The sequence below is a fragment of the Candidatus Kaiserbacteria bacterium genome, from assembly GCA_016699245.1.
In the GTDB taxonomy this organism is placed as follows: Bacteria; Patescibacteriota; Minisyncoccia; order Phycocordibacterales; family UBA918; genus Damh-18.
In genome coordinates this window covers 164,999-182,672 of the sequence record CP064968.1, presented here as the reverse complement: position 1 = coordinate 182,672, position 17,674 = coordinate 164,999, and the positions used below count along the sequence as shown (strand labels likewise).

The 17,674-nt window shown below is 46.4% G+C and carries 16 protein-coding genes; 4 read left to right on the top strand and 12 right to left on the bottom strand.

Annotated elements, in window-relative coordinates:
- Position 1: 1 nt before the first annotated feature.
- The 12 genes from IPH92_00785 to IPH92_00730 all read right to left on the bottom strand — a co-directional run bounded on the left by IPH92_00785 (position 2) and on the right by IPH92_00730 (position 12,153).
- Entirely contained in the window at positions 2 to 256 is a 255-nt protein-coding gene (locus IPH92_00785) for a hypothetical protein (protein ID QQR65103.1), read from the bottom strand.
- A complete protein-coding gene (locus tag IPH92_00780; protein QQR65102.1) occupies positions 253 to 1,203 on the bottom strand; it encodes a rod shape-determining protein MreC in 951 nt (316 codons plus the stop codon). The genes IPH92_00785 and IPH92_00780 overlap by 4 nt, the downstream gene beginning before the upstream one ends.
- Positions 1,151 to 2,224, bottom strand: a complete 1,074-nt coding sequence (locus IPH92_00775) for a rod shape-determining protein (protein ID QQR65101.1) — start codon at positions 2,222 to 2,224, stop codon at positions 1,151 to 1,153. Before IPH92_00775 ends, IPH92_00780 begins: the two co-directional genes overlap by 53 nt.
- Positions 2,224 to 3,486, bottom strand: coding sequence for a prolyl-tRNA synthetase (locus tag IPH92_00770; GenBank protein ID QQR65100.1), 1,263 nt, complete (start codon positions 3,484 to 3,486; stop codon positions 2,224 to 2,226). The genes IPH92_00775 and IPH92_00770 overlap by 1 nt, the downstream gene beginning before the upstream one ends.
- Before the next feature lie 157 nt (positions 3,487 to 3,643).
- Entirely contained in the window at positions 3,644 to 4,741 is a 1,098-nt protein-coding gene (locus IPH92_00765; GenBank protein QQR65099.1) for a site-2 protease family protein, read from the bottom strand.
- Complete coding sequence (gene frr / locus IPH92_00760; GenBank protein QQR65098.1) at positions 4,741 to 5,292, bottom strand: ribosome recycling factor; 552 nt, start codon at positions 5,290 to 5,292, stop codon at positions 4,741 to 4,743. The genes IPH92_00765 and frr overlap by 1 nt, the downstream gene beginning before the upstream one ends.
- A gap of 33 nt (positions 5,293 to 5,325) precedes the next feature.
- The gene (locus tag IPH92_00755; protein ID QQR65097.1) at positions 5,326 to 5,919 is read right to left on the bottom strand and encodes a hypothetical protein; all 594 of its coding nucleotides are present in this window, start codon (positions 5,917 to 5,919) and stop codon (positions 5,326 to 5,328) included.
- 21 nt (positions 5,920 to 5,940) lie between these two features.
- Positions 5,941 to 7,854: a hypothetical protein gene (locus IPH92_00750; protein ID QQR65096.1), complete on the bottom strand. Its 1,914-nt coding sequence runs from the start codon at positions 7,852 to 7,854 to the stop codon at positions 5,941 to 5,943.
- Positions 7,855 to 7,910: 56 nt separating this feature from the next.
- Positions 7,911 to 9,596 (bottom strand): DUF87 domain-containing protein, encoded by a 1,686-nt coding sequence (locus IPH92_00745; protein ID QQR65095.1) that lies wholly within the window; start codon positions 9,594 to 9,596, stop codon positions 7,911 to 7,913.
- Complete coding sequence (locus tag IPH92_00740; GenBank protein ID QQR65094.1) at positions 9,577 to 10,638, bottom strand: hypothetical protein; 1,062 nt, start codon at positions 10,636 to 10,638, stop codon at positions 9,577 to 9,579. The genes IPH92_00745 and IPH92_00740 overlap by 20 nt, the downstream gene beginning before the upstream one ends.
- 110 nt (positions 10,639 to 10,748) lie before the next feature.
- A complete protein-coding gene (locus IPH92_00735; GenBank protein QQR65093.1) occupies positions 10,749 to 11,018 on the bottom strand; it encodes a hypothetical protein in 270 nt (89 codons plus the stop codon).
- A 121-nt stretch (positions 11,019 to 11,139) separates the two neighbouring features.
- On the bottom strand, positions 11,140 to 12,153 hold the full coding sequence (locus tag IPH92_00730) for a rod shape-determining protein (protein QQR65092.1): 1,014 nt from the start codon (positions 12,151 to 12,153) through the stop codon (positions 11,140 to 11,142).
- A gap of 154 nt (positions 12,154 to 12,307) precedes the next feature.
- Here IPH92_00730 and IPH92_00725 point away from each other — a divergent pair, with 154 nt between their 5' ends.
- From IPH92_00725 to IPH92_00710, 4 genes are all read left to right on the top strand, one after another.
- On the top strand, positions 12,308 to 13,810 hold the full coding sequence (locus IPH92_00725) for a UDP-N-acetylglucosamine 1-carboxyvinyltransferase (protein QQR65091.1): 1,503 nt from the start codon (positions 12,308 to 12,310) through the stop codon (positions 13,808 to 13,810).
- A gap of 76 nt (positions 13,811 to 13,886) precedes the next feature.
- Entirely contained in the window at positions 13,887 to 15,779 is a 1,893-nt protein-coding gene (locus IPH92_00720; GenBank protein ID QQR65090.1) for a hypothetical protein, read from the top strand.
- A 463-nt stretch (positions 15,780 to 16,242) separates the two neighbouring features.
- On the top strand, positions 16,243 to 16,779 hold the full coding sequence (gene def, locus IPH92_00715; protein QQR65089.1) for a peptide deformylase: 537 nt from the start codon (positions 16,243 to 16,245) through the stop codon (positions 16,777 to 16,779).
- 1 nt (position 16,780) lies between these two features.
- A complete protein-coding gene (locus tag IPH92_00710; protein ID QQR65088.1) occupies positions 16,781 to 17,635 on the top strand; it encodes a methionyl-tRNA formyltransferase in 855 nt (284 codons plus the stop codon).
- Positions 17,636 to 17,674: the final 39 nt, after the last annotated feature.

Genomic DNA, 17,674 nt, shown 5'->3' with positions numbered 1-17,674 from the left:
GTTATGTATAAAAACGTAAAAGCGGGCGCACAGCCATGACGGAAAGCATCGCGAGCGCTGCAATACCTGTGTATATAAACCACACCCCACGTGCAGTATCACCAAACTGGGCGTCAATACACACTCCAAGAACAAGTATTTCATACGGCGCAAAGACAAATGCGTAGAGTGGTGCAAGACACGCAAACACCCACACAGGAAAGAAAAGTGCTGCAAGTAGTACACATATAAAACTAATGATACGAAAATACATCATGGTGTTGTCGTGGCAGTGGTTGTACTTATGAGCGTGGAAGTGGCACTCAAACGCACTCGTTCGTCTTCAGGAACGGAAATCATAAAACGCTTCTGCTCCTCTGCCTCTACCCGGGTACGTGCCTCGTCAAACGAAATCGCATTCACCGGCACTGTCCCTACACTCACGATGCGAATCGACTGGAGCGGTACACCAAGCGTCACATACGCATGTTGTTCCGGCTCGGTAGCAATAGACTGAATTTCATCTACGGTGCCGAGCGTACCGGTATGGAGCGATGGAAGCACCACTGCATCACCTTTGGTGAGGGGAATTCCTTGTGGGACACTCAGATGCACGACACCCCCTCCTTCACCATAGGCAGTGGTAAAAAGATTCGCCCCAAAAATATATACGGTGGATTCTACGCCGGGTGATGAAAAGAGAGTGACGTATGACATATGGGGAAATATCGCATGCACATAGCCAAGCGCAATACCCTTTCCGTGATACACAGGGGCATATTCCACAATGCCGTCATCACTACCCTTGTCGAGCACCATGGTGTCATATGGCGTGTATGGCGGGCGTGCGAGTACTCCTGCCACTATCTGCGGCGAAGATGAGGCACTGAGCAAATTGCGCAATTCCGTATTTTCCGCAGTTATATAGGCAAGAGTTGCAGCAATACCTTGACTGGATGCTAACTCTTGCTCGAGTTCCTGGGTATGACTGAGCAACTCCATTCGACTTCGGATAAATACAGGGACGGTAGAAACAGACGTTTGCATGTAATGTCGTACCGTATAGAGTGCATTTGGAACCCATGAAGACACGGTACTCACTATCCCCTTTCCCAGCATTAAAATACACAGTGCAGCAACAATCCACACCACATACTTCACACGCGATGACTCACGAGAGTTGCGGTGAAAGTTCTCCTTCGTTTTCACTGAGAAGTTCTTCATAGTGTTCAAAATCTTCAAGTACCGTGCCGATGCCACGAACTACCGCACGAAGCGGGTCGGGTACAATTACTACGGGCACCTTAAGTACATTTTCGAGGAGTCGTGCTACTCCAGGAATGAGTGCTCCCCCTCCTGCAAGACTGATGCCGCGCTGCATAACGTCGGCAAGCACCTCGGGGGGTGTGAGTTCTATGACGTCACGTGAGGCCTCCACAATTGCATTTACTGAATTGCCTATTGCTTGGCGAATATCGCTGTCGGTAATGATTACCTCGCGTGGGAGGCCAGTCACCACATCACGCCCACGCACCACTATTTCTTTTGATTCCCCCTCTTCCTCTACCGACGCAAGGGCGATTTTTGTGTCTTCGGCGGTTTTATCGCCAACGAGTACTTTAAATTGGTCTCGAATATATGCCATGATATCGTTGTTCAACTGGTCTCCGGCGACACGAAGGTTTTTGGCGGTCACAATACCGTTGAGAGAGATGACTGCAATATCAGTGGTACCACCACCAATATCAATAATCATACTCCCCTGTGCTTTGTGAATAGGAAGTTTCGAACCAATCGCCGCAACGATGGGTTCTTCAATAAGAAACACATCGCGTGCACCCGCATTGCGCGCCGCGTCGCGTGCCGCGCGCATCTCTACCGAGGTGATGCCCGACGGCACACCAATGAGTACCCGTGGCGCAACAAAGGTCTTTGTCCCGACACGCACTTTTGCAATAAGATACGCGAGCATCTCCTCCGTTACTTCAAAGTCAGAGATAACTCCGTGCACGAGTGGGCGTACTACTTCGATATGTGAAGGCGTACGGCCGAGCATTGTCTTCGCCTCATTACCAATAGCAACAAGCTGTCCGGTCTTTTTATTGAGTGCTACAATCGTGGGTTCATTAAGCACAATTCCCTTGCCTTTTATATAGACAAGTGTGTTTGCGGTACCCAAGTCAATCCCAATGTCCGTAGACAGTGAGTTGAGAAATGAATCGATGTATGACGTAATCCCTTTCATTATGCAGTCGTATTAAGGAACTTTTGGAAGAGTTCTTCCTCAGTCATGAAGAGTACATTACTGGTCGCACGTTCGACCACTTCGTACTTCCCTTCTTCTTTTGTTTTCTTACTTACCACGACACGGTACGGCATGCCAAGCAGGTCACTGTCATTAAACTTCTCTCCTGCACGTGCATCGCGGTCATCGTAGAGCACCTCGACACCACCCTCCTTAAGAGTGTTATAGAGCCCATCAGCTTCGTCTTTGAGTTCAGTATCACCACCTGAAAGTTCAATGAGGTGTATTTGAAATGGTGCCACACTCTCTGGCCATACAATACCTTTTGCATCTGAAAGCGTCTCAACAATAGTACCCATGATACGTGTAGGACCCATGCCATAGCAGCCCATGTACACTGGCTTTTTATTTCCCTCTTCATCGGTGTAGTAAAGGCCAAGAGGCTCAGAAAATTTGGTACCAAGATGGAAAATATTTCCTACCTCGATAGATTTCTTCTCGACGAGAGTACTCTTGTCGAGACCCAGTTTTGTAATCACCTCGTCGGTATACACTTCTTTATTAAGTGCAATGTGGCGTTCCTCATCAACATAAATAATATCTTCTCCCGCATCCGAAACCGTCTGAAACTCTTCAGAAAACTCACTAAAGATACCCCCCGATGCAAACGTCGGATAGGTAATCTCGCCGAGACCAAGCCGCTCGAACACCCGGATGTATGCTGCGCGCATACGACTATAAAATTCTTCATGTTCACCTGCATCACGAGAAAAATCGTACAGGTCTTTCATCAAAAACTCTTTTCCACGCATGATACCGCTTTTTGCACGGGTCTCATTGCGAAATTTGTTCTGGAATTGATATGCAGCACGAGGAAGATCTCTATATGATGAGATGTATGAGGTCATGATGCGTGTAATCGGCTCTTCATGGGTAATACCAAGCCCAACTTCAGTACCATTCTTAAGTGCACTCTTAAACCAAATATCCACTTTTGCATCATCCCATCTATCAGTCTTTTCCCAGATTTCTTTTTCTTGAAGAGCAGTCATCACCATTTCTTGCCCCCCTTCATGATTCATCTCTTCACGAATGATGCTTTTAATATTCTCAAGCACACGAAGCCCAAGAGGAAGATAGGAGTACACACCAGCCATTTCTTTATGCACATACCCAGCACGAATGAGGAGTTGCGCATTTTTTGCGGTTTCGTCTGCGGGTACTTCCTTTCGTGTGCGGGTGAAAAGTCTAGACTGTTTCATAATATGAATATGTGCAAATACAATACTAATGAACACTGTACCAACAAAAAAGCCCGTGTGTACGTGTTTTTTCTATTGTACCTTAAATGAGAGTGCGGTCAAAATATTTAAGGATTCCGTACAGTGTACGAACAACATTTGTGTTTTTCTGGCCTATCTACAGCAATTTTGCAATATCATTCCATGTTACGAGAACCATAAGGAGAATAAGAAGGAAAAATCCCACAGTGTTCAAAACTGCTACATATTGTGCCTTAATCGGTGTTCCCTTCACTGCCTCGATAATCACAAAGAGAAGTCTGCCTCCGTCAAGCGCAGGAAACGGCAAAATATTAATGACCGCAAGGTTAAGTGAGATAAATGCAGTAAACATAAGGAGTGAAGTAATGCCGTACGAGGATGCTTCGTCCACAAGACCCACAATACCCACCGGCCCCGCCACTTGCGAAAAATCGGCCTGCATACGCACTGTGTCTGCAAGAAGTGTCCAAATACCTACCGTAATATCTCGAATCGCCGTCACGACAAATACTGATGAATCAACAATAGATTCACCAAGTGAGCGTGAGACCGTATCCACAAGAGTAAGTGCGACACCAATAGCTGGCCGTGAGGAACCTTCAATAACACCTGTCGTTGGTGTCACCTGCACTGCACGCATTTCTCCTTCGAGCATATACGCAATCGTGACCGGTACATCTTGGTGCTTCGCGATGAAATCACTAAATGCTGTAGGGGTAAGTGTCGTGAGTGTGTCATCCCCCGCCTGTACCTCACGAATGACTGCTCCTGGAGTAAGCGCTGCCTCAGCAGCAGGACCATCGGGGAGTACTTGTGTAATAGCGAGTACAGCAGTAGCGGTCGCGTCTTCCTCAGAGACCGAACTTTTTACACCCATACTAAAAGCAAGCGTGATGAGAAACCATGCAAAAAGAATGTTCATGGTGATACCTGCAACAAGTACTGTCGCTTGTGCCCACTTCCCCTTTGACATAAATGAGCGTGAATTCGCGTCGGGGTGAGTTGCCTCCCCTTCAAGGAGAGCATCCTCACCATAGATTTTTACAAATCCCCCTATCGGAAATAGATTAAACGTGTACTCCGTCTCACCTCGACGAATACCAAAAAGTTTTGGAGGGAACCCGATACCAAATTCATCCACGCGCATCCCCGTCCACTTTGCCACTGCAAAATGTCCTAATTCATGTACCAAGACAAGTACAAAAAGAACAACTAAAAATATGAGGATTGACATTATATGTTGATTTCAGCCTCCTTTAAATCCATCAAGGTGGCGAGCTTATTATTAAAAGTGTCAATGTGTTTTTGAATGTCTTCTTTTGCATTAAATTTTTCATCCTGACTCATCTCACCTGCTTTTTCGAGTTTATCAATTTCCTTTATGGTCTCGTCGCGCGCACCACGAAGTGAGACGCGTGCTTCTTCGAGCTTTGCCTTAGCGATTTTAAGAAGTTGTACTCTGCGCTCACTCGTAAGCTCGGGGAAAATGACGCGGATACCTGAACCATCAGTCACCACAGACACGCCGAGATCTGCATCGACGATAGCCTTCTCAACGCTCTTTATAACGCTCTTGTCCCAGATAGACACACGGAGAGTGCGTGCATCTTCGGTATTTACGGAACCCACCTGCTGGAGTGGTACGCGCGCACCATATGACTCCACTAAGACGAGGTCAAGAAGTGTCGGTGTGGCACGCCCGGTACGAATACTCGAAAACTCTCGTTCAAGCCATTTGACGACATCTTCTGCACGTTCAGTAAATTGTTTTGTGTTGTATGACATAGTGTTGCTATTTTAACGTACTCTTGTACTTCTTCAAAGGGTAAGTGCGATGTGTTCAAAGAGCATCTTTTTGGAACTTCCCGGCATGGGCAAATACGTGGCGAGCATGAGTGAATCTTGTATAAGTGCTGCGTTTCTTCTCGTGTGCGCGTACTCCGCAAATCCTGCTGCAATTTCAGCAAAAAATGCATTATCTTCGGTATTTAGCTTTTTTGTGATAAGTAAAAGTCTTTCGCTGTATCCCAACTTTTGAAATGCGATGAATGAAGTATGCGTAGTAACAGAATCTTCAACAGCCATAATAGAAAGTCGAGAGCGCAGTGTGGGTAAGAGCATGTCCTCACGTGGAATGATGAGGTAGAAGCACGTATGAGCGTTTGGTTCTTCAAAAAGTTTCAAAAGTGCATTTTGGGCTTCACCAAGAATGGAATCTGCTGCAATGACAAATACACGAACATCATCTTGTACTGGCCGAAGCATTGCATCATGAATAAGTGAACGTACATCAGCAATCGCCATCCGGTCAAACTCGCGGAGAGAGACATCGGGATTTTCTCCTGTTGTGTTGAACCCTCCATACGCATACGCCCACGTACGACTCCCTATAAGTGCATTTGCATGATGCATATCTATGCAGTATGCATCATTTTAACCGCCTTGTCTCTTAGAAATCTTCTGTACCACACGGCGAAGATAGTGTTCAAAAGTTTCGTTTTGCGTAAAAATGATTCCCTGCTCATGATGCCATGCATCGACATATTGCTTAATGGCTTTGACAATTTTAGGATCAGCCTCGTCAAAGCGCCCTGCCAACACTTCGCCCATGCTCAAGACTCCCAACCTTTTGAAAAGGGGATGCTCAATACCTCCAGGACCAATACCAAAAAATCCACTCCCCGCAAACACATTCCAATCATGAAGCATTTTATCGAGTGTTTTTGTAATCTGAGACGAAAAAAGTTCTGTCTGTTTTATGACAACGTCATCGGTGTTGATTCCTTCATGTACAAGTGTTTCAGTATCGTTCTTTTCGACAATATTTTTCTTGGTCATTTTATTTTCCCGAATGGCGATAGGATCTTCTGATTCGAGAGTAGTTAAAGTGATAGGAGACGCTGATTCTGCAGTAGCAGCCCACTTTTCATAATCACTAATGCCATCAGTTACAAAACCAGAGATTGTATCGGGAAGTGGATTGAGTGTTTTGTGTACCGAACCAACAACCGCAGAAATAGTGCTATCTGTTTTTTCAAACGCGGAGTGCATTTCTTCAGAACGTGATGCTTCTGTATGCTCTTGTAAGCTTGGAAGACCTTGTTCTGATTCAATGCGCTCGAGAATACTCATACGCTCCGGGTCGTTTTCCAAATGCGTATTCAGTATTGGTGACAAAGATTTCTCTGGCAAAGAGATACCAATCTCTGATTCTGTGAGCGGAACAGGTTCTGTCGGAGGCACAAGCGTTGCAAGTGTCTCGGCAACAGATTCCAAAGGTACTGGTGTAGAAACAAGTTCAGGTGTAGTTTTTGGTTCAGAAACTATTTCGGGCGTTACTGCTTCGGGAACGAGGGTGGGTACGGCAGTAGATGGAGGGACCTGCTCTGTGTTTCTGGGTACCGCAGAAGATGAGGCCTTATTGCCTTCAATCAATTGATTATAGGCGAGTTCGAGTTCTAGTATTGCACTATCTACACTTACCGGACTACCTGGAGAGGAAGCCTTGAGTGCAGCGAGGAGCGCAGTCATGTATATCTTTCCGAGGTTGTTTGGCACCGCCATAAGTGCTACAGGATTTCCAAAATGCGTATTGACTGCACGCTTAATCTCTGCGACACGTTCCTTATACTCCTCCATACTCATAAAAGAATCCTTAGTCTCCTGAGGTTGCTCAGACTCTGATTGAATTACTTGTTTCGGTGGTTGAGAAATCTCTGTAGAAACAGGCTCAGGAACTAGGGGTGTGGGTTCTACGACTGTTTCTAGAGTTGGTGGCAAAGAAACTAAAACAGGAGGAGCATCGGGGGGAACTACTGATTCAGGAACTATTGCCACGGGCTCAGAAACAGGTACTGAAACTGATTGTGCTGGCTTTGTAACTTCAGGCTCTTTAACAGGTTGTGGTGCTTGAGGTATTTCCGCGAGCACAGATTCTTGTGGAAGAATCGACAAAGGAGTAACACTACCGACATCCACAGTACGTGACGGTGGGGTTGTCGAAGCACCGCCAAAGCGTGGGGCGACACGACGGGAATGGAGCGCGGGCTTAGGCTCAGGTGCTATATCTTTTATACTTTCCGTGGGAATCGTCTTTGGAGGTACCGCCACAGGGTTACTGAAAGTCGCCACGACGTCGTCAATGCGTTTTTTGTATTCAGCATCTCCCCCATGCTGAGCGTATTCCAGCACAAGATTTCGAAACTCAGCATACACTTCGGGTTTAAGCGCGTTTTTCCCTGCTTTGAGGAGCTCAGTAAGACCCTGCCAACTCTTAAGGTCAAATTTTTTCTGTGTTCCCCCATTATCAGACAACACAGCACTCTGTAAAGTACTATTACCTCCCATATTAATGATTATTGTACCATTGCATTGAAATCTCTAGCGCACGCGACCGTTGATAACTATGCAAGATATCGGGCACGTATTACCGCATCTACCTGTAGTCGTGGTGTACCGTACTTGAGTGTTGAGTATTCAATGAGTTGTTTTGCATACTCGGGATTAGGGTCATTTGGTTTCATGGTATGAATATTGAACGGCTGAGTGGGTGTGCCGTCCGCAAGAATACGTACATAGGCATTTCGGTTTTCGATATTCATGAGGTCCGACGTGAGAAATGTTGGTGCAAATTGCTTCTCTAGGAATGTGGCATCCTCGGTACCCACACGGAAGACTGCCATGGAGCCAACGTTACCGAAAATAGCATCACGAATTTTTTCATCTATCTGTGCAATATATTGGTTTGCAATCATAAGTCCAAGCTTATACTTACGCGCCTCAGACAGAATCGCTGATATAGAATCAGTAGTGATGTTTTGGAATTCATCTATATACAGATAGAACGGTGGGAAACCCTTTGTGGGGTCATCCACACGTGACAATGCTGCCATGAGTATCTTGCCCACAATGACCATACCGATGAGGCTTGCATTCAATTCACCGAGACGTCCCTTTGAAAGATTAACAAGGAGTATCTTCTTTGTATCCATGATGTCACGGAAGTTGAATGAAGATTTTTGCTGGCCGATAATAGGACGAATGTAGTCGTTGGCGGTGAGTGGGTCAATCTTTGAGGTAATATACGGTACAAAGTTTTCAAGCGACTGCTCACCACCGGCCTTCGTTGCAATCTTTTCCCAGAATTGTTTCACCACAGGGTTTGTTGCCTTAGCAAGTTTGCGTGCGCGGAATACGGGGTCAACCATAACGCGCGAGATGTCGAGGAGCGTGCTCCCCGATGCGGGATCTTCCATAACGAGCAATGTGGAGTTACGGAAGTACTGCTCAAACATAGGACCAAGTGCTTCAGGGTTTGCTCCGTAGAGTTTCTGGAATATCGAAAGCAACTCGTTCACAATAAAAGTCTTCTGCTCAGGCTTGTTCTCATCAAATTCAAGCATATTGAGCCCGATTGATGTTTCAAGATTTGCTGGATCAAAGTAGATCACATCATCAAGACGCTCAGGAGGTATTCCAGCGACCACATCCATAATATCCGTACCGTGTGGGTCAATAAAACACACACCTGCTCCATCCTGAATATCCTGCACAATCATATTCTTTATGAGTGTAGATTTCCCAGCACCAGTCTGACCAATGACATAGAAATGACGCAATCTATCCTCGGGCGTAAGGTATACGTTTGTGGTCACATTTCGATACTCGTTCGCACCAAGGAGTGTACCGTGTTTTGGAAGATTAAGTGGTGCTGAGACTCCCTTCGCACGTGACTGTTTGAATTGTGGTGTCGACTCAATACCCTCTGCAGGAAAGTGTATGAGAGTCGAAAGTTCGGTGAGTGAGAGTGGCACCGCAAACGAAGAATCAAACTCACGAAACGAAAAATCACGTAAAATCTTCTGCTGCTTCCCTCCGGAAAAACGTCTGAAAGAACACTGATTCCCTTTCATATCCTGAAACTGATTGAAGCAGGACTCTAGCTCGGTAAGTATTTGCTGTGCACGGGGTTGGGTTTCCGCAGACACCGCAAGGCGAATGTTGGTTTCTACCACGGGTGATTGAATCTTCTTTCCAAAAATTTCAATCTTTTCAGTGTCTACTTTATTATCAGCATTGGTTGGGGTCATCTTTCTTTTTTTGGTCTACCGCCATGTCTTTCACCAGTTCAAAAAGTTGACCGCCAAAACTGCTTTTACGAATCGATACTTCTGCTTTTTCACCTTTCTCCATACGTTTCACAATACTGCTATATTCGTCATGGTATTCATCAGCGCTATTGCCGACTACTATCTGAATTGCTGCACCACCGCCATTGCGTTCAATTTTTGAAAATGCATTCAAAATAACATTGAGTGGATCCTTCTCGAAAGTCTCATGGAGCTTGAGTGGATAGATGGGATGTTTTTTAAGTTCAAGGACAGACACCATACTTACACCACCATCCACAAAAATATTGTAATCGTTTTGCTGGGCACGGAGGACCGCATGTGGGAAAAGCGAAAGTGAATGTTTTTCAAACAGATTTTCAAACTCAGTAGGGACAGCAACATAGAAAATAATATCGTCACTTTTATCAGAGACAGCGATTTCAAGCGTGTAACACAAATGGCTCTTGCGTGCCGAAATGGTCTGCATGCCGGAATAAAATTGCTCCATTGCTGAAAAGATGGCTTTGATATTATCTTGCTTGGACTCATCGGGTTGATGTGGAAGAGATATCTCAAAAAGTGACATGTTGAGCACTTTCCAGAGCGGCATACTTTCTTTAAGGTCAGCGACCTGCGTTTCATTCCTAATAAGTCGCGCGAGTTCGCGATGGACTTCATCAGCGAGAAACGGGTCGTTCATACGCTCGAGGACCGACATCGCGTTCCTAATACCCTTTTCATACGCTATGTGGATTATCTCCTCCACTTTATGAGGTGCAATTTCCACATGCCCATGAGATTCGGCAACAGCCAGCGGCGTAAGTTGATGCTTCTTTTCAAGAACCATGACGGGATCATGCTCAGCGTACTCACGAATAACCTCCTTTCCCACACTGTCACGGTCGGCGGCATCCATCTCTCTATTACGAGAGAGGACCTCCTGCTCACGCCGTGCCATCTCTCCACGTAAAAAAGCAATCTCCTCCTCAGGGGTTTTAAATTTCTGCTGTGGTATTTCCATACCAGTATCATACCGCGCCATAGGCGTATCGTAAGTAACAAGGAGGGGAAAATAAAATGGCACCGTGTAATTTCACACGATGCCATGATGGCTCTGAGACTTTCTTAATATTACAAATGTGCTTCGTCAATCGAATACACATAGTGCGACGCAAGTTCAATCTCAGAGACCAATTTTGACACTTGACTCAATTCTTCAATACGCCCAAACCATTTTTTCTTGATGGTTTTGGTGACCACAATGACAGGTTTAGTAAGTGCAATCCTGACACGTTCGCCATTTTGCTCCAACACCCTTCCTGTTAGGAGAACACCGTACCGTTCGAACTTTACTGGTGCACCTTTTTCAAACTCCCGACGGGAGTACACGAATCCAAGCATTTGAGCCTCCGTAAAAAACTAAAATATAACGCTATTATTATACTATGGATATCAATGTAAGTCAATAATGGCGAAGAGACCCACTCGTGAAGTTATTCATCAATATAAACGTATATAGATGTTATCGCTTCGCGAGAATGGTGCGTTTGTAGATATCAAGATGCTGGAGTGCTTCACCGGTTCCCTTTGCAACGCAAAAAAGTGCTTGGTCGGCGAGTGCTGCGGTGACTCCCGTACGGCGTTTTACGAGTTCAGGAAAATTGCGCAACTGTGACGTACCACCCGTCATGATAATGCCATGATCGATAATATCTGAAGCGAGTTCCGGTGGGGTATCCTGAAACACGTCCTTGATTGCTTTTATCATTTCTCGCAACTCGCGGGAAATAGCACGCACGATTTCATTTGTTTTTACTTCTGCAGTGCGTGGAAGCCCCGTGAGTAAATCACGCCCACTCACATTCATACTGAGTTCTTCCTCAAGTGGCAAGGCTGAACCAACACCAATTTTAATATCCTCTGCAGTCTTGTCACCAATCGCAAGATTGTGCGTCTTCTTCACGTGATCAATGATGGCAGCGTCTATTTTATTACCCGCGCACTTCACTGAGTTCGACGACACAATGCCGCCAAGAGAAATAACTGCCACGTCAATGGTGCCGCCACCTATATCAACAATCATATGCCCTTGTGGCTCATAGATAGGAACCTTTGCACCAATCGCTGCAAGAATGGGCTCCTTCACCACATACACATTACGTGCGCCTGCTTTCAGGGTAGCCTCAATCACGGCACGCTTTTCTGTAGAAGAAACTCCTGCAGGTACTGACACAAGTACGTCTGGTTTAAAAATATTAAAACTACCGAGTGCTTTCTTCAAAAAGTAGCGGAGCATAGCCTCGGTCACGCGGTAGTCAGCAATGACTCCGTCCTTCATTGGGCGGTACGCACGTATGGTATCGGGAGTACGGCCAATCATGCGCTTTGCCTCGCTTCCCACGGCAAGAATCTCATTGAGCCCCGAGACCGCCACAACCGAGGGTTCATTGAGTAGAATTCCCTTTCCTTCGACGAACACGAGTACGTTCGTCGTACCAAGGTCGATTCCCACCTTCGGAGTAAAACTGTAAGCCATACGATATCCCCATTATAGGGGTTTTTCACGGTAAGTCGAATCCATCACAAAATGCATACGAGTCGGATTATCCACATATTGGAATTCCCGCTCCTACTTCCGTCATATAGCATAGATGCTATACTTATCAAATTATTGAATTAGCACGGCACGTATGTATACACACATAGGACAGCAAATAGCAGATCTCCGCGAGACGAGGGGTATGACCCAGGGCGAACTTGCAAAACTCCTCAAGACGACACAGAGCGCTATTGCTCGCATAGAAAGTGGTAATCAAAACGTGAGCGCTGATATGCTCAAAAAAATTGGTCGTGCGCTTAAGAAAAATCTTGTTACCCTCTCCCCTGGCTCTATGAATCTCGCGATAGAAGGTGGTAAAAAACTCCGCGGTACCGTGGTGACCTCAACGTCTAAAAACGGTGCGGTAGGACTTCTCTGTGCATCACTCATGAATAAGGGTAAGACAACACTTCGCCACGTACCCCGTATTGAAGAAGTGCATCGCATCATCGAAGTACTGCAGAGTATCGGTATGCGTGTGGAGTGGCATGGCAGTGATGTGACACTTACCCCACCAAAAGTATTTGCACTGAAGAAAATTGATATCGAGGCAGCACGCAAGACACGCAGTATTGTGATGTTTATTGGACCCCTCATCCACACACTCCATTCATTTTCACTTCCACAATCGGGGGGATGCAAACTTGGCAGTCGTACCGTGCGTCCACATTTCTACGCGCTTGAACATTTTGGTGTCGACATTGAGACTACTGCCACTGATTTCAAAGTATCGGTAACTCCAAAAAAACCCACAGAAATCATCCTCTATGAGTCAGGTGATACGGTAACGGAAAACGCCATTATGGCAGCAGCCCTCACACCAAGTACAACCGTTATTAAATACGCCTCAGCAAACTATCAGGTACAGGAGATGTGCACGTTCTTCCAAGCATGTGGTGTCGTCATTGAAGGTGTGGGCACAACCACACTTACCGTCCACGGCATTACCAAACTCAACATGGATATTGAGTACACACTTTCTGAGGACCCTACTGACACCATGTTTTTCCTCGCGACCGCTATTGTGACCAACTCGAGTATCAAAATTGAGAGATGCCCCATTGAGTTTCTTGAGATTGAACTTCTTAAACTTGAAAAGATGGGATTCAAATTCACAAAGTCAAAAACATACTTCTCTCATAACGGGGTAACGAAACTCGTCGATATCACTACCAAACCCTCCAAACTCGTTGCACTTCATGAAAAAATTCACCCTTCTGTCTACCCTGGACTCAATATCGACAACCTTCCCTTCTTTGCAGTAATCGCAACACAAGCAGAGGGACAAACACTTATTCATGACTGGGTATACGAAAAACGCGCACTCTACTTTACCGAACTCGATAAACTCGGTGCCGACACCGTGCTTGCCGACCCGCACCGCATCTACATCACCGGACCTCGCACCTTAAGACCAAACGAACTCATCTGTCCACCCGCACTTCGTCCTGCTACCATTCTCCTCATCGCGATGCTTGGTGCGAAAGGTCATTCCGTCTTACGCAACATATACAGTATCAATCGCGGATACGAAAACCTTGTTGAGCGCCTCACCTCTCTGGGCGCCGATGTGCAGTATCTCGACGAATTTTAATCGACAATGATACAACCCCCTGCTCGCGCGGGGGGTTTTCCTTTGAAACCACTGTGTATTTGCTAGAATACCGAGAATGTTCGTAATTACTGTTGTCCCTTTGCGTCGCGGTGTCACCATCGATTCTCTCTCCTACTTTTCGAGTATTTCGTATGCACCCGGAAGTATTGTCACTATCCCTGTGCGTAACTCATCTGCACTTGGACTCGTTACTGAAGTGCATGAGGTAAGCACCACAAAAACCGCGCTCCGTGCTGCCACCTTTTCACTGCGCAAACTTCCACCACAGAAAACACTTCATTCCCTCGGAGACGCATATGTTAAAACAGCAGAGGCACTCAGTCTTCAGTATGCGTCTTCCGTTGGTGCTGTGCTTTATGCACTCCTGCCTCCCGAAATTAGGAATGGTGAAATCGAGATTCCCCACACACATCATGTGACCCCCGAGGAGACACACGTGCCTCAAGTACTAGAAGCAAAAAAGAGCGACCGCTATTTGGCGTATCGTTCACTTGTGCGTGAGACTTTTGCACACAGTGGCTCAGTCTTGATTGTCGTGCCATCATCGATAGAAGCAACTGAGGTATGTACTGAATTACAAAATGGTATCACCGACCGCATCATCCTCCTCACTACCGCATGTACAAAATCAGAAATCAAAAAAGGGTTTGCGCGTCTTGAGGATTTTAGCAAAGCAAAACTCATTATCACCACACCTACCTATGCACTCATAGAGCGACACGACATTACCACCGTCATTATCGAACATGCGCGCTCACCGTACTACAAAGAATTGACGCGTCCCTATCTCGACTACCGCGACGTACTCCGCATCCATGCGCGCCACACGGGTCGCACCCTGCTCTTTGCTGATATCTTGCCACGTGCCGAAGAAGAGTCACTACGACGGGATGAACACTATGCAACCTTGGGTGAAACACCGAAGCGCATAGAACTTCCTGGCACACTTGAGGTAATAGATACTTCACCAAAGGAAGATGCTCTTGCAGCATCCTTTGCACTTTTTTCACCAGAAGTGGTGCAGGCTATTAAAGAGGTCCGCAAGAAAAAGGGGCGTATGTTTCTCTTTGCGGCTCGTCGTGGGCTCGCACCGGTGGTGTCGTGTATTGATTGTGGGTACATCTTTCGCTCAAAAGAAAGTGGCGCGCCGTACTCACTCATTCGTACCATGAAAGGTGGCGTCGAGGAACGCTGGTTTGTGTGTAGTGCTTCGGGCGAGCGCGTGCGCGCGAGCGAGACCTGTACCGCATGCGGGTCGTGGCGCCTTCGCGAGCGCGGCATCGGCATCCAGCAGGTATATGACGAACTGCATAAACAATTTCCCACCATCCCGGTCATTCTCTTTGACCACATCACCGCAAAGACTTATAAAAAAGCGCTGTTTCTTCGTGATACCTTCTACTCTGGCAAAGGGGTGATTCTGCTTGGAACACACATGACACTTCCCTATCTCACTCTGCCTGTCGACCTCTCGGTCGTGGTCAACATGGACGCACTCCTTGCAACACCCACCTGGCGTCTCGAAGAAGAAAATCTCGCCCTCCTCCTCCGTCTTCGCGAAAGCACAAAGGGTAAAGTATTTATTCAGACGCGCGCTCCCGAGGCACCCACACTCACCTTTGCACGCCATGGGTATGTGGAGAATTTTTATACCGAGGAGCTTGCACTTCGGAAATCATTTGCATATCCACCCTACGCCACCTTTGTGCACCTTACCTGGCAGGGCTCACCGCTTGTGACCAAAAAACTCGAAGAAGACATAACCGCAATCCTCAAGGACTACAAACTTTCCGTCTACCAAAGCCCCACCTCCACCAAAGAAGCACCTATAATGTACGGGCTCATGCGCATCCCGAGTAACGAATGGCCCAACCAAAAATTAAGCGCATTACTTCGCTCCCTCCCCCCCTCCGTCCGTATCGTCATCAACCCCGACCGGATTGTGTAAGATTGACTATATTTATCTATGTGGTATAATCTTTTTTGTCGTTAATTGCCAACAGTCCATAGAAAGGAAACAGAAAGTGGAAAAAATTGAGATCTGCGAAAACAAATACGGTTGGTACGTCTCCCGCAGTGCAGGAGACAAAAATAAGTCCTACCTGTATCTTCACAAGAACGGAAAATGGCGCACAGGTACTGATCACGATGGGAAATTTACTGGATACTTCTCCTCACGAGAAGAAGCCGAAGAGATGTTTAAACGGTATCCAAGGTGACCCGCTACGCAACGCACACATGCCCAGCAATTATACGCTGGGCATCTTTTTTTATAATATGGTCGGACATCGTAAGTCACTCACGCTTACCGTATACGTAACACCTGTTACGTATACGGTAAGCGTGTTGTATGGGCTTGCATTGCGGTAATATTTATTTTCTATCAATTCTGCGCTATAGTAGCAAAACGTATGTCTAAATTAGTCGCACAAAACCATCCCGCACTTCATGATATTGCTGATGAGGTTCCCGTAGAGGAAATCACCTCGCCAAAGATTCAGAAGATTTTGAAGGATATGCGCACCGCGCTTGATGCATACAACATCAATGGTTTTAATGGTGTCGCTATTGCGGCACCACAAGTTGGCGTACCACTTCGCATCTTTATTGTGCACAACACAAGCACCCTAAAGGAAGAAAAGGGCCTTCTCCCTGAAATCATTGCTATTAATCCGCGTATAGTGAAAATATCAAAGCGTTCAAAACTTGTGGGCGAGGGATGTCTCTCAGTGGGTGAAAACTACGGTGCGGTGCGACGCTCTACCCACGCCACCATTCGCGCCTATGATGAAAAAGGTAAGGAATTCGAGCGAGGTGCGAGCGGACTTCTTGCACAAATTTTTCAACATGAAGTCGACCACCTCGACGGCATTCTCTTCATCGACAAAGCAGAGCGTGTCTGGCACAAAGATGATGAAGAAGCCAAGCAACTCCACGAAGCAAAATAATATGAGCACTCCCCCACGCATTGCGTTCTTCGGCACACCACAGATTGCGGTGTGGGTACTTGAAGAACTTGAGAAGGCAGGAATTGTACCAAGTCTCATCGTCACGAACCCCGATGCACCCGTTGGGCGAAAACAAATCATGACCCAACCACCCGTGGCTACCTGGGGCAAGGCACATGGCATTCCCGTATTCCAACCCACATCACTCAAGAATCCTGACGATCTCCACACACTCACCGAAGCATCATGGGATTTATTTGTGGTGGTGGCCTACGGCAAGATTCTCCCCGAGTGGCTCATCAATCTCCCCACACACAAGACACTCAATGTGCATCCCTCACTCCTTCCCCTACTTCGCGGTGCAAGCCCTATCAGAAGTGCGATTCTCGGAGACATACGCGAAACTGGTGTCACCATTATGCACATGGATGCAGAAATGGATCATGGACCTATTGTGGCGCAAATCAAAACACCTACTCCAGCATGGCCTATCCCTGGTCTCGAACTCGATGAAATTATGGCACATCAAGGTGGCACACTTTTAGCAGAAGTAATTCCGAAGTGGCTACGAGGTGAGATAACACCCACAGAGCAAGACCACACCAAAGCAACATTTTGTACAAAGATTACAAAAGAGATGGGCGAGATTTCACTCAAGGGTGACCACTATCAAAACTTCCTTAAAATCTGTGCATTCGATGGCTGGCCTGGCACATTCTTTTTCACTGAGAAAAATGGCGTGCGCATGCGTATAAAAATAGTAGATGCAAAACTTGCCGAAGACGGCTCCCTCAAAATTCTCCGCGTCATCCCCGAAGGAAAAAAAGAAATGTCGTACGAGACTTTCATACAATAACTAAAAACAGTAGGTCTTTCTGACCTACTGTTTTTAGTT